Raw genomic sequence first — 12,300 nt, 5'->3', positions numbered from 1 at the left:
GAACATCGCCGGGACGGCTTACGCTGTAGCAATGTCCGGTCCGGCGTCGAATGCGACCAGGTGGGCGGGTGTGCCGCTGACGGATCGCCGCGCCGAACGCCGCGCCCTGCTGGTCGATGCCGCGTACCGGTTGTTCGGGGACGGCGGCGAGTCGGCGGTGTCGGTGCGCTCGGTGTCACGCGAGTGCGGATTGAACACCCGCTACTTCTACGAGAGCTTCGACGGCACCGACGACCTGCTCGGCGCGGTCTATGACCGGGTGAGTGCCGAACTCGCCGCCGTCGTCGAGGAGGCGATGGCCGGCGCCGGAGACTCACTGCGGGCGCGCACCCGGGCCGGGATGGCCGCGGTCCTGCACCACAGCTCCGCCGACCCGCGCCGGGGCCGCGTGCTGTTCACCGACGCCCGGTCCAATCCGGTGCTGACCGAACGGCGCGCCGCAACGCAGGACCTGCTGCGCGAGGCGGTGCTCACCGAGGGGTGGCGGCTACAGCCCGACACCGACCCGATCGCGGCGGCGACCGGCGCGGCGATGTACACCGGCGCGATGGCCGAGCTGGCCCAGCAGTGGCTGGCCGGGCACCTCGGCGACGACCTCGACGCCGTCGTCGACTACGCGCTCGACCTCGTCTTGCGCTGACGTCCCGCGTCAACCCGCCGCCGGGGTGAACGGGGTCAGCCATTCGGTGGCCGGCCAACCCTCCAGTCCCGCGAGAAGCTCGTACAGCGTTGCCCCGTCGATGCTCTCGCGGATCACGTCACCCTGGCCGGCGTGTCGGGCCAGTTCTTCGATCAGGTGGAACAGCACCCATCGCACCGACCAGGCCGGCACATCCTGCGGGAACCACGGCACGCCCGGCGGTACGGGCACCGCCGCACCCAGGTCGACGGTCTCCACCAGCCGGATCGTCTCGGCGTTCTGCCGTTCGAACGCGGCCAAGATTTCGGCCAGCGTCTCGTCGTCGCGCATCACGAACTGGTCGCCGTACTCCTGCGCCTGATCCTGCATCGGGCGTCTGTCCCGCTCGCTCAACTCGGGGGCGGCGGCGACCCGCTCCATCCAGCCCCGCTGGCACTGGGTGACGTGTTTGATCAGACCGCCGATCGACAGCGCGCTGACCGACGGGGTCGCGCGCGCCTGCTCGTCGGTGAGCCCATAGGCGATCGCGTGGAACGCGTACTGCTGCGCGGCCAGGTACTCCTTGAGTCCGGCGCGTTCGTCGGCGATGGGTGGGGGCATGGCGGGCATGGTTCAGTTCTCCTTCTGGTGGATGTAAAGGTCACGGAGCAAAGCGATCTCGGCTCCGTGGTGGATCACTTCCCGATTGATGTGCAGGACCAGCACCGCCATCGGCTCGGCGGCGTACGGTCCCTCGGCAGGGCCGCACGGCCGCCCCAGCCCGGCCTCGGAGAGACCGCGCACGCCGGCCGTCCACGCCGTGTAGGCGGTGTCGAGCTGGCGCAGTGCGGTCTCGGCGTCCAGCGCGTAGTCCCAGCTCTGGTAGTCGGCGGGGGGACCACCGAAATGGGAGTGGGTGCGCGCCGCGAGGACACCGACGATCACGTGCGCGAGCCGCCACGCGATCGTGGTCACCGGCTCGGGTTGCGGCGGGGGATAGGCGTAGTCGATGGTGCCGTCGCGGTGCAGGGTCCAGCAGTTCGCGACGGGCTCCCAGAAGTACTCGTCATCGGTGAGCCCGGCCAGTCGCGGCCGCAACTGATGGGTCCAGTGCCAGTCGAGTTGATCGGTGAGGAGGGAGACGAGGTCGGTGCTCATGGCTCCGACTCTCGCACCTGTTTAGGACAGTTTCTGTCCTAGAAGTGGGGCAGACTTCGGTTATGTCCGAAACGACGAGCCGCGTCCTGCAGCTTCTCGGCCTGCTGCAGTCCCGCCGGGTGTGGAGCGGTGAGGAACTCGCCGAACGCCTCGGGGTCACGACCCGCAGCGTGCGCCGTGACGTCGACCGGCTGCGCGAGCTCGGCTATCCGGTGCACGCCAGCACCGGGCACGGTGGCGGCTACCAGCTCGGAGCCGGCGCCGCGCTGCCTCCGCTGCTGCTCGACCCCGACGAGGCCGTCGCGATGGCCGTCTGCCTGCGGGTCGCGGCCGGCGGCAGCGTCGCCGGCGTCGGGGAATCCGCACTGCGGGCGTTGACCAAGCTGGATCAGGTGATGCCCGCCCGGCTGCGGTCTCAGGTCGCCGCGGTGCACGACACGACGGTGACCCTCGGGGCGGCCACCGACACCCCGGTCGAACCCGACGTCCTGATGACGCTGGCGCGGGCGTGCCGCGACCACGAGCACGTCACCGCCGGCTACGTCGACATCCGCGGCGCCGCGACCGAGCGCCGCGTTGAGCCATACCAGCTGGTCACCACCGGCAGGCGTTGGTACCTGATGTGCTTCGACCGCGACCGCGACGACTGGCGCAGCCTGCGGCTGGACCGGATGTCGCAGGTGCGCGCGGTGGGCACGACGTTCGTCCCGCGCGACAGCCCGGATGCCGCGTCGTACGTCCGGCGCGCGATCACCTCGTCGCCGTATCCGTACGTGGCGAGGGTGCGGTACTTCGCCCCGCACGACGTCGTCGCGCAGACGTTCTCGGCCGCGTCGGCGGACATCGAACCGGACGGCCCGGACGCGTGCCTGGTCACCGTCGGGGCGGACGACCCGGAACGGATGATCCCGTGGCTGGCGATGCCCGGATGCGATTTCGAGGTGCTGGAACCACCCGAGGTCGTCGACGCGGTGAAGGTGGTCGCCGACCGGATCGGGCGGGCAGTGCGGTCGTGAAGTGTGCGTGAGTGAGCGGGTTTACCCCTGGATCACCATTCGCCCATGGCCGGACCCGACGGGAATCCGCCACGGAACGGCCGGGACTTGGTGCCCTGCACGGCCTTGACGCTGTCGCGGATCTCGCCCTGGGCGTGCACGACGCCGGCGTCACCGAGGCGGGCCTCCGAGATACCGCGGGCCACGCCCATGTCGTTGATCCGGATGACCGAGTTCTGCGACGCCTGCCGGCTGGTCACGTTGGGCTTGGGGGCCACGCGCTTGACGTCCGCGGTGGCCGTAGCTGCGCCGACACTGATGAACGCGGCGGCGCCGAACGCGCCGATGCTGGCGATTCCGAGCACCTTCGCAGAGCGTGCGAGGATGCGGGAGCGGGCGGTCATCAGATCTCCTTCGGCTGGGTTTCGTGCTCTGGCTGCTGGCCCGACGATCATTGCACAGCAAACTCACTTGCGGGCGTGTTGCTGGGAATTCGCTGGGAGTCCACCCCACCCTAGCTGGTCTGGATCGCCACACTTCCCGCCGTCCACGCCGTAGGGTTGACGTCGTGCAGGTCACCTCCGCCGAGTCGACGGAGCTGTTCAGTGGGCCGTCGGACGCGCCGCTGCAGGTCGTGCGGGTGTTCTACCGGGACTGCGCCACCCCCACACCCGTGCGGATCGCCGGTCCCGGACTGCGCACCGTCGGCGACCCGGTGGCGCAACCGGGTCGGGAATCGGTCGAGGTCGCCGTCGACGTCACCGACCCCGTCCCTGGTCAGCAACGTGAAGCGACGGCCGTCGCGGGTGCAGGTTCGGTGCCGTTCCGGTTCGCCGTCGCCGAGCCCGGCTGGACGATGTACATGGTCAGCCACTTCCACTACGACCCGGTGTGGTGGAACACCCAGGGGGCGTACACCAGCCTGTGGACCGAGGATCCGCCGGGGCAATGCCGCCAGACCAACGGCTTCGAACTGGTCAGCGCGCACCTGGAGATGGCCCGGCGGGAGCCGGAATACAAATTCGTGCTCGCCGAGGTCGACTACCTCAAACCGTTCTGGGACACCCATCCGTGGGAGCGGGCCGACCTGCGCAGGATGATCGCCGAGGGTCGCGTCGAGATCATGGGCGGCACGTACAACGAACCGAACACGAATCTGACCAGCCCCGAGACCGCGATCCGCAACTTCGTCCACGGCATCGGATTCCAGCGCGACGTCCTCGGAGCCGACCCGGCGACCGCATGGCAACTCGACGTGTTCGGACACGACCCGCAGTTCCCGGGCATGGCGGCCGATGCGGGGCTGACGTCGAGTTCGTGGGCGCGTGGGCCGCACCACCAGTGGGGTCCGATGGCCGATCAGGGCGACCCCGCGCGCATGCAGTTCGCCAGCGAGTTCGACTGGATGGCCCCGTCGGGCCGCGGACTGCTGACCCATTACATGCCCGCCCACTACGCGGCCGGCTGGTGGATGGACTCGGCGGCGACCCTGCAGGAGGCCGAGGCCGCGACCTACGAGCTGTTCACCGCGCTCAAGAAGGTCGCGCTCACCCGCAACGTGCTGCTGCCGGTCGGCACCGACTACACCCCGCCGAACAAGTGGGTCACCGACATCCACCGCGACTGGAACAGCCGCTACACCTGGCCCCGGTTCGTCTGCGCACTGCCCCGCGAGTTCTTCGCCGCGGTGCGCGCCGAACTCGAAGGCCGCGGCGCCGCACCGTCACCGCAGACCCGCGACATGAACCCGATCTACACGGGCAAGGACGTCTCCTACATCGACACCAAGCAGGCCAACCGCGCCGCGGAGAACGCGACGCTGGAAGCCGAGACGTTCGCGGTGTTCGCCTCGGTGCTGACCGGCGCCACCTACCCGGAGGCCGCGCTGGCCAAGTCCTGGGTGCAGCTGGCCTACGGCGCCCACCACGACGCCATCACCGGATCGGAATCCGACCAGGTGTACCTCGACCTGCTCACCGGCTGGCGCGACGCCTGGCAGCTCGGTACCACCGCCCGCGACAACGCGCTGGCCCTGCTGTCCGGCAGCGTCGACGCGTCGGTGGTGGTGTGGAACCCGCTGGCACACAACCGTTCCGACATCGTCACCGTGCGCCTCGACGAGCCGTTCACCGGACAGGTCGTGGACTGTCACGGCGCCACCGTGCCGGCGCTGACCGAACACGGCGGGCACTGCCTGACCTGGGTGGCCCGTGACGTCCCGTCGCTGGGCTGGCAGTCCTACCGCCTGGTGCCCGGCGAGCCGGCGTCGCGGTGGAACGCGGTACCGGGCAACGAGATCGCGAACTCGCACCTGCGGGTCACGGTGGATCCCGACCGCGGCGGCGGGGTCGCCTCCCTGCTCGCCGACGGCCGCGAGCTGATCGCCGAAGGCCGCGTCGGCAACGAACTCGCCGTGTTCGACGAGTACCCCGCGCATCCCACCGCCGGTGAAGGGCCCTGGCACCTGCTCCCGAAGGGGCCGGTGGTGACGTCGTCACAGCACCCGGCCACCGCGGTGGACCGATACCGCAGCGCGGTCGGTGAGCGGCTGGTCGTCACCGGCGAGATCCCCGGCGTGCTGCGCTACACCCAGACCCTGACCCTCTGGGACGGCGTCGACCGGCTCGACTGCCGGACCGTCGTCGACGAGTTCACCGGCGCCGACCGACTGGTGCGGTTGCGCTGGCCGTGCCCGGTCGCCGGAGCGATGCCGGTCAGCGAGGTCGGTGACGCCGTGATCGGGCGGGGCTTCGCACTGCTCACCGAGCCCGGCGCGGACCCGGGCTCGCACTCCGTCGATGCCGCGGTGCACCCGTACACACTCGACAACCCCGCCTACGGCTGGTTCGGGCTGTCGAGCGCGCTGCGGGTGCGCTTCCGCGGCGGCGCCGCGCGGGCGGTCTCGGTCGCCGAGGTCATCTCGCCCACCGGGGCCGAGCCCGCGGTGCGTGAGCTCGCCGCCGCGCTGGCCCGTGCCGGGGTCACCGCGACGTGCAGCGCCGCCGACGCACCGCGCTACGGCGACCTGGCCGTCGACTCGAACCTGCCCGACCTTCGGATCAGTATCGGCAGTGTCGCTGACAACGCGTTCACTGCAACGGTTCTCGCCGGGACGGCGGCGGGCCCGCTGACCTGGATCCCGGCCTCACGGCCGCTGCACGAGGTCTGGGTGCCCGGTGCCGATCTGCGCGACCCGGCGGCGCTACCGGTGCTGCTGGTCGGCGCCGACGGAAGCGGCGAGGAGCCGATCACCGGGCTGATCGCCGGTCTCGCCGACGCCGAGATCTACATCGACCAGGATGTCGGCCAGGACGTCGACCAGGGCACAGCCGGTCCGTTCGACGCGCGCACCGTCGCGCTGATCACCCGCGGCATCCCGGGTTTCGCGGTCGAGGCCGACGGCACACTGAACGCGTCGCTGATGCGCTCGTGTACGGGGTGGCCGTCCGGTACCTGGATCGACCCGCCGCGGCGCACCGCACCGGACGGCTCGAACTTCCAGCTGCAGCACTGGACCCACACCTTCGACTATGCGGTGGTATCCGGCGCCGGGGACTGGCGAGACCTCCAGATGCCCTCCCGCAGCGCGGAATTCAACCAGCCGCTGCTGCCGTCGGTGGCCGGGCACGCTCCCGGTCGCGGCGGCCTGCCGCCGTGGGGTTCGCTGCTGGAGGTACAGCCCGAACGGGCGGTGCGGGTCGCGGCGCTCAAATCGCTGGGTAACCCGACACCGCGAGGCAGTGCGCGGCGGGCCGATCCCGCCGACGGTGTCGCGCTGCGCCTCGTCGAGACCCTGGGCCGCGGCGCCGACGTGTCGGTGCAGTCCGGGCTGCGGCACCTCGCGGCGCCGCAGCACCTGAACCTGATCGAGGAACCGCTGCCCGCCGACAGCCGCAGCGCCAGGCTTGCCGGCTACGAAATCACTACGCTGCGAACAGAATTGAACTTCCCGCAGGTACTGGACGCCGACGGGATGTCGCTGGCGCCCGACGCCGAGGCCGTGCAGCCGCTCTACGCCCGCTACTGGCTGTACAACCGCGGCCCCGCGCCGCTGGGCGGGCTGCCCGCGGTGGCGCATCTGCATCCGCAGCGGGCCGAGGCCACGGGCGGAGACGTCGTCGCACTGAGGCTCACCGCCGCCAGCGATGCCACCGACACCACCCTGCACGGCAGGGTCCGGCTGATCGTGCCGCCGGAGTGGGAGCCGGACACCGACGAGCTGCCGTTCGTGCTGCCGCCCGGCGAGCACTTGGACTCGACGGTCGAGGTGCGGATCCCCGCGCAGACGGCCCCCGGCCTGTACCCGGTGCTCGCCGAGCTCGCCGTCACGGGTGCGGCGATCCCGGCGGCGTGGCACCAGACGGTCGAGGACGTCGCGGTGATCTCGGTCGGCGCCCACGACGACGCACTGCTGCGGTGGGTCACCGAGCCGCACGACATCGAGGTCGCCGCGGGGGACAGCGCGCTGCTGCGGGTCGCGATCGGCAACGGCAGCTACACGGACCTGACCGTCGAGGCGCACCTGATCTCGCCGTGGGGCACCTGGGAATGGTTGCGCCCCAACGTCGTCGGCGGCATCGCGCCCGCCCGCGGCAGCGTCGTGCTGACCTTCGAGGTGGCCCCGCCGGTGGGCGCCGAACCCGGGCGGTGGTGGGCACTGGTCCGGGTCGCCGGCGCGGGGGAGCTGCTGTACTCGCCGTCGGTGCGGGTGACGGTCCGATGAGCGGGTGGGCGGCGACGGTCGGCGCGGACGTGGTGTCCGTCGGCGAGGTCGACGCGCGGGAACGGGTGGTCCGGGCCGGTGACCGCAGGCACGCGCTCCCCCGGCCGGGCACCAGCGAGGGCCGGCAGCTGCGCCGGTGGCTGACCCAGGTACTGGTGGCCGAACGCGTGGTGGCCGCAACCCCCGGCGGCGCGGCCGTGCCCGCCGAGGACGAGCTGCTGCCCGACACCGTCGCCCGGCTGGAACTCGGCAGCGTCGCCGCGGCCACCCTGGCCACCGCGCACGGTAGATCGGTCTATGCGGAGGTCACCGCACATGTCGAGATCTCCGACGACGCCGTCGCCGACTATCGGCGCCGCAACCCGAACCGGTTCGCGCGGCCCGCCGACGCCGCCGCGCACCTGCTGGCCGCGGCCCGCCGCCGGGCGTACCGGCGCTGGCTGGATGCGCGGTGCGCCGAACTCGTCACGCTCGCCCCGGGATACGAGCATCCCGGGGATCCGAGGCAGCCCGACAACGTCCACAGGCACTGAACCCACAGGCACCGACATGACCGATCTGACCCTGGCCCTCGACATCGGCGGCACCAAGCTCGCCGCGGGACTCGTCGACGGCGGCGGCACCCTGGTCCACCGCGCACAGACCCCGACTCCGGCCGGCGACGCCGACGCGGTGTGGGATGCCCTCGCGGCGCTGTTGGCGGACACCCTGGCGACGGCCGGCGCGCCGGTCGCCGCGGTCGGGATCGGGTCGGCCGGGCCGGTCGACGTCCCCGCGGGCACCGTCAGCCCGATCAACATCACCGGCTGGCAGCGCTTCCCGATCGTCGAACGGGTCGCGGCCGCCACCGGACTGCCGGTGCGCCTCGGCGGCGACGGGCTGTGCATGGCGTTGGGGGAGTGGTGGCGCGGCGCGGGCCGAGGGGCGCCGTTCCTGCTCGGGATCGTCGTGTCGACCGGGATCGGGGGCGGGCTGATCCTCGACGGCGCACCGTTTCACGGCAGGACCGGCAACGCCGGCCACGTCGGCCACGTCGTCGTCGAACCCGCCGGTGCCCCGTGCACCTGCGGCGGCCGCGGATGCGTGGAGACCGTCGCGTCGGGACCGCACATCGCGGCGTGGGCGCGCGCGCACGGATGGCGCGGGGCCGACGCCCGGGAACTCGCCGAGGCCGCCGGCCGCGGCGACGAGGTCGCGCTGCGGGCGTTCGGCCACGGTGCCGATGCGATCGCGCGGATGATCGCGTCGGTCGCGGCGGTCTGCGACCTCGACCTCGTCGTGATCGGGGGCGGCGTCGCCAAATCCGGCGCCCTGCTGTTCGATCCGCTGCGCGCGGCGCTGGCGACATACGCCGGCCTCGACTTCCTGGCCGGGCTGCGGGTGGTCCCCGCCGAGCTCGGCGGCGACGCCGGGCTGGTCGGTGCGGCGGCACTGGTGATGCCGCGTTTTGGCTGACCGGGGTGCGACAGGCTATTCTTGCCCGGTTCCACCGAAGACCGTCGGTCACCTATTTGCGTAAGCGAATCGGTTGAAGGTCCGGATACATCTGTTGTTCTTCGCGCAAGCGGCTCATCAGATCCCGGCGGCCCACGCAGGAGGACGAGGCCGGCACATTCATGTGCTGTTTGTACGCCCCGACCTGTCTGCGTCGGGGCGTTCGTGTTTTCCGGCCCCTCGCGAGCGTCGGTTGGTGGGCATCCAACCATCACGAGGAGGCAAGCATGGCCAAGGCTGACAAGGCCACCGCGGTCGCCGACATCGCCGAGAAGTTCAAGGAGGCGACGGCCACCGTCGTCACCGAGTACCGCGGCCTGACGGTGTCCCATCTTGCCGAGCTGCGCAGGTCGCTGGGTTCGTCCACGACCTACACCGTCGCCAAGAACACCCTGGTGAAGCGTGCCGCGGCGGAAGCGGGCATCGAGGGGCTCGACGAGCTCTTCACCGGCCCGACCGCCATCGCGTTCATCGAGGGTGAGCCGGTCGACGCCGCCAAGGCGCTGAAGAAGTTCGCCAAGGAGAACAAGGCGCTCGTCGTCAAGGGCGGCTACATGGACGGCAAGGCGCTGTCCGTGTCCGAGGTCGACAAGATCGCCGATCTCGAATCGCGCGAGGTGCTGCTGTCCAAGCTGGCCGGCGCACTCAAGGCGAAGCAGTCCCAGGCCGCGGCGCTGTTCGTTGCGCCCGCGTCCCAGGTCGCCCGCCTGGCCGCAGCTCTGCAGGAGAAGAAGGCTTCGGAAAACTCCGACGCCGCGTAACCAGACCACCAACCCGAAAACAGATAAGGAATCACCATGGCCAAGTTGTCCACCGACGAACTGCTCGACGCGTTCAAGGAAATGACCCTGCTCGAGCTCTCTGAGTTCGTGAAGCAGTTCGAGGAGACCTTCGACGTCACCGCGGCCGCCCCGGTCGCCGTGGCCGCTGCCGGCCCCGCCGCCGGTGGTGGCGCCGCCGAGGCCGCCGAGGAGCAGTCGGAGTTCGACGTCATCCTCGAAGGTGCCGGCGACAAGAAGATCGGCGTCATCAAGGTCGTCCGCGAGATCGTCTCCGGCCTGGGCCTCAAGGAAGCCAAGGACCTCGTCGACAGCGCCCCCAAGCCGCTGCTGGAGAAGGTCAACAAGGAAGCCGCCGACGACGCCAAGGCCAAGCTCGAGGCCGCCGGCGCTACGGTGACCGTCAAGTAAGACGTATCGACGCCGGTATCAACCGGCACGTCAGCTGTGGGGCTGGTCTGGCAAACAGACCGGCCCCACAGTCGTTTCCGGCGACCGAGTGTGGCGCCGAAGGCGAGTAGGTTACAGTGACTCAAGCCACAGGCGGGATGCGTGTGGTGATGACTGTTCGGCACCAGCGGGAGGAATCGCGTGGGCATCGGTATTCAGGTTGAGGGACTGACGAAGTCCTTCGGGTCCCAGCGAATCTGGGAGGACGTCACCTTCGACCTTCCTGCAGGTGAGGTGAGCGTTCTGCTGGGGCCGTCCGGTACCGGCAAGTCCGTGTTCCTGAAGTCGCTGATCGGTCTGCTGCGCCCCGAGCGCGGCAAGATCATCGTCGACGGCACCAACATCATCGAGTGCTCTGCCAAGGAGCTCTACGAGATCCGCACGCTGTTCGGCGTCATGTTCCAGGACGGCGCGCTGTTCGGCTCGATGAACCTCTACGACAACACGGCGTTCCCGCTTCGTGAACACACGAAGAAGAAGGAATCCGAGATCCGCAAGATCGTCATGGAGAAGCTCGACCTGGTCGGTCTGGGCGGCGACGAGACGAAGTTCCCGGGCGAGATCTCCGGCGGTATGCGCAAGCGCGCGGGTCTGGCCCGCTCGCTGGTGCTCGATCCGCAGATCATCCTCTGCGACGAGCCCGACTCCGGTCTCGACCCGGTCCGCACCGCCTACCTGTCGCAGCTGCTGATCGACATCAACGCGCAGATCGACTGCACGATCCTGATCGTCACGCACAACATCAACATCGCCCGCACCGTGCCCGACAACATGGGCATGCTGTTCCGCAAGCACCTGGTCATGTTCGGCCCCCGTGAGGTGCTGCTGACCTCTGACGAGCCGGTCGTCAAGCAGTTCCTCAACGGCCGCCGTATCGGCCCGATCGGTATGTCCGAGGAGAAGGACGAGTCGACGATGGCCGAGGAACAGGCCATGGTCGACGCCGGTCACCACGACGGCGGCACCGAGGAGATCGAGGGCGTACCGCCGCAGGTCGCGGCCACGCCCGGGATGCCCGAGCGCAAGGCCGTCGCCCGCCGCCAGGCCCGCGTGCGCGAGATCATGCACACGCTGCCGCCTGCCGCGCAGGAAGCGATCCGCGCCGACCTCGATGGGACCAACAACCGCTCGGTGCGCCACGACGACGAGGCGCCGACCGGTCGCATCCCGGTCAGCGAGGAGCGCTGAGTTAGCTCGACTTCGGCTGTGGGGCTTGTGTACGTGATTCACCCGATCCGCGTACATAGGCCCCACAGTCGTCTTCAGGGCCGAATCCGGGCGTCGGCGAAAGCGTCTGCGAGGCACGACCGGTGGTCGGTGTGGGTGGGTGCCGGGATGGTCACCGCCGGGGTTTCGGCTCCTTCGACCGCCTCGCCGGCGTGGTGATGCTCGACGGTGTCGGCTTCGGCGCCGTCACCCCCGGCGCGCTGGCCAAGCTGCCGCCGGACTTCCCGATCTACAACCTCGCCGCGCGGGCCTACTACTGGAATCTGTCCGGGACGACGAACACCGCCCTGCAGACCTGGCGACCGGGCGGCTTCAACGGTGTGATGCTGGCCGACAGCTCCCACGGCGACGCCATGACCGGCGGCAACCCGCTGGTGCAGGCGGCGATGAACCTCGTCACCGGGTGGCCGAAGCCTGCGAACGCCCGGGCCGCCGAGATGATCAGCGCCGGCTGGCTCGACGACATGTTCACCGGCACGGCCGCCTCCGGGTTCTACGGCCAGCCGGCTGAGACGCTGCAGATCGAGACCAGCAAAGGGACCGCCACCGCCCATGTGCTGCCGGTGCCTGCCACCCGTCCGACGCTGATCGACTGGGTGTTCACCCTCGGGGCCAAGATCCTGTTCGATATCGACTTCGCCACCTGCGCCGGTCAAACCGTCGATTCGGTCACAGAAAAGTCGGCACTTTCTGCGCGAGACACGCTCCTATCTCTTGACGGAAGGGCGAAAGCGGGCCAATCTATTGGCCAGCAATGTGTACCCGGGTGACAGTGATGAGAGCGGACGCCAGCCAGCGCCCACGGTTCCCTGGTTCACAACGCTGCCTCCAAGGTTGAGGAATGCGCCGTCTTGC

At 70.2% G+C, this 12,300-nt stretch carries 12 protein-coding genes; 9 read left to right on the top strand and 3 right to left on the bottom strand.

Translation table 11 applies throughout. The features are described from left to right. Positions 1-31: 31 nt before the first annotated feature. A complete protein-coding gene (locus NTM_RS01625; protein ID WP_104862108.1) occupies positions 32-640 on the top strand; it encodes a TetR/AcrR family transcriptional regulator in 609 nt (202 codons plus the stop codon). A gap of 9 nt (positions 641-649) precedes the next feature. Here NTM_RS01625 and NTM_RS01620 read toward each other — a convergent pair whose 3' ends face one another. Further along, positions 650-1,249, bottom strand: a complete 600-nt coding sequence (locus NTM_RS01620) for a DinB family protein (RefSeq protein ID WP_163765229.1) — start codon at positions 1,247-1,249, stop codon at positions 650-652. 3 nt (positions 1,250-1,252) lie between these two features. Continuing rightward, on the bottom strand, positions 1,253-1,777 hold the full coding sequence (locus NTM_RS01615; RefSeq protein ID WP_104862110.1) for a DinB family protein: 525 nt from the start codon (positions 1,775-1,777) through the stop codon (positions 1,253-1,255). A gap of 62 nt (positions 1,778-1,839) precedes the next feature. Between NTM_RS01615 and NTM_RS01610 the strand changes: the two genes are divergently transcribed. Continuing rightward, positions 1,840-2,793 (top strand): helix-turn-helix transcriptional regulator, encoded by a 954-nt coding sequence (locus tag NTM_RS01610; RefSeq protein WP_163765228.1) that lies wholly within the window; start codon positions 1,840-1,842, stop codon positions 2,791-2,793. A 32-nt stretch (positions 2,794-2,825) separates the two neighbouring features. Here the strand turns inward: NTM_RS01610 and NTM_RS01605 are convergent, their stop codons facing one another. Next, positions 2,826-3,176 (bottom strand): hypothetical protein, encoded by a 351-nt coding sequence (locus NTM_RS01605; RefSeq protein WP_104862112.1) that lies wholly within the window; start codon positions 3,174-3,176, stop codon positions 2,826-2,828. Positions 3,177-3,340: 164 nt separating this feature from the next. Here NTM_RS01605 and NTM_RS01600 point away from each other — a divergent pair, with 164 nt between their 5' ends. From NTM_RS01600 to NTM_RS01570, 7 genes are all read left to right on the top strand, one after another. Beyond that, the gene (locus tag NTM_RS01600; protein WP_163765227.1) at positions 3,341-7,495 is read left to right on the top strand and encodes a glycoside hydrolase family 38 N-terminal domain-containing protein; all 4,155 of its coding nucleotides are present in this window, start codon (positions 3,341-3,343) and stop codon (positions 7,493-7,495) included. Beyond that, the gene (locus NTM_RS01595) at positions 7,492-8,028 is read left to right on the top strand and encodes a DUF7158 domain-containing protein (protein ID WP_163765226.1); all 537 of its coding nucleotides are present in this window, start codon (positions 7,492-7,494) and stop codon (positions 8,026-8,028) included. The genes NTM_RS01600 and NTM_RS01595 overlap by 4 nt, the downstream gene beginning before the upstream one ends. Positions 8,029-8,044: 16 nt before the next feature. Beyond that, positions 8,045-8,950: an ROK family protein gene (locus NTM_RS01590; protein ID WP_163765225.1), complete on the top strand. Its 906-nt coding sequence runs from the start codon at positions 8,045-8,047 to the stop codon at positions 8,948-8,950. Between the two features lie 266 nt (positions 8,951-9,216). Beyond that, positions 9,217-9,750 carry a 50S ribosomal protein L10 gene (rplJ, locus tag NTM_RS01585; protein WP_083145959.1) on the top strand — a complete coding sequence of 178 codons (534 nt, stop codon included), beginning with the start codon at positions 9,217-9,219 and terminating at the stop codon, positions 9,748-9,750. A 36-nt stretch (positions 9,751-9,786) separates the two neighbouring features. Then, positions 9,787-10,179, top strand: coding sequence for a 50S ribosomal protein L7/L12 (gene rplL, locus NTM_RS01580; protein ID WP_104862116.1), 393 nt, complete (start codon positions 9,787-9,789; stop codon positions 10,177-10,179). A 180-nt stretch (positions 10,180-10,359) separates the two neighbouring features. Continuing rightward, complete coding sequence (locus NTM_RS01575) at positions 10,360-11,406, top strand: ABC transporter ATP-binding protein (RefSeq protein ID WP_104862117.1); 1,047 nt, start codon at positions 10,360-10,362, stop codon at positions 11,404-11,406. 191 nt (positions 11,407-11,597) lie between these two features. Then, positions 11,598-12,215: a hypothetical protein gene (locus NTM_RS01570; protein ID WP_232079588.1), complete on the top strand. Its 618-nt coding sequence runs from the start codon at positions 11,598-11,600 to the stop codon at positions 12,213-12,215. Positions 12,216-12,300: the final 85 nt, after the last annotated feature.

Source organism: Mycolicibacterium parafortuitum (assembly GCF_010725485.1).
GTDB lineage: Bacteria > Actinomycetota > Actinomycetes > Mycobacteriales > Mycobacteriaceae > Mycobacterium.
The sequence above is the reverse complement of the archived record's forward strand: the minus strand, read 5'-3'. Positions and strand labels throughout refer to the sequence as shown.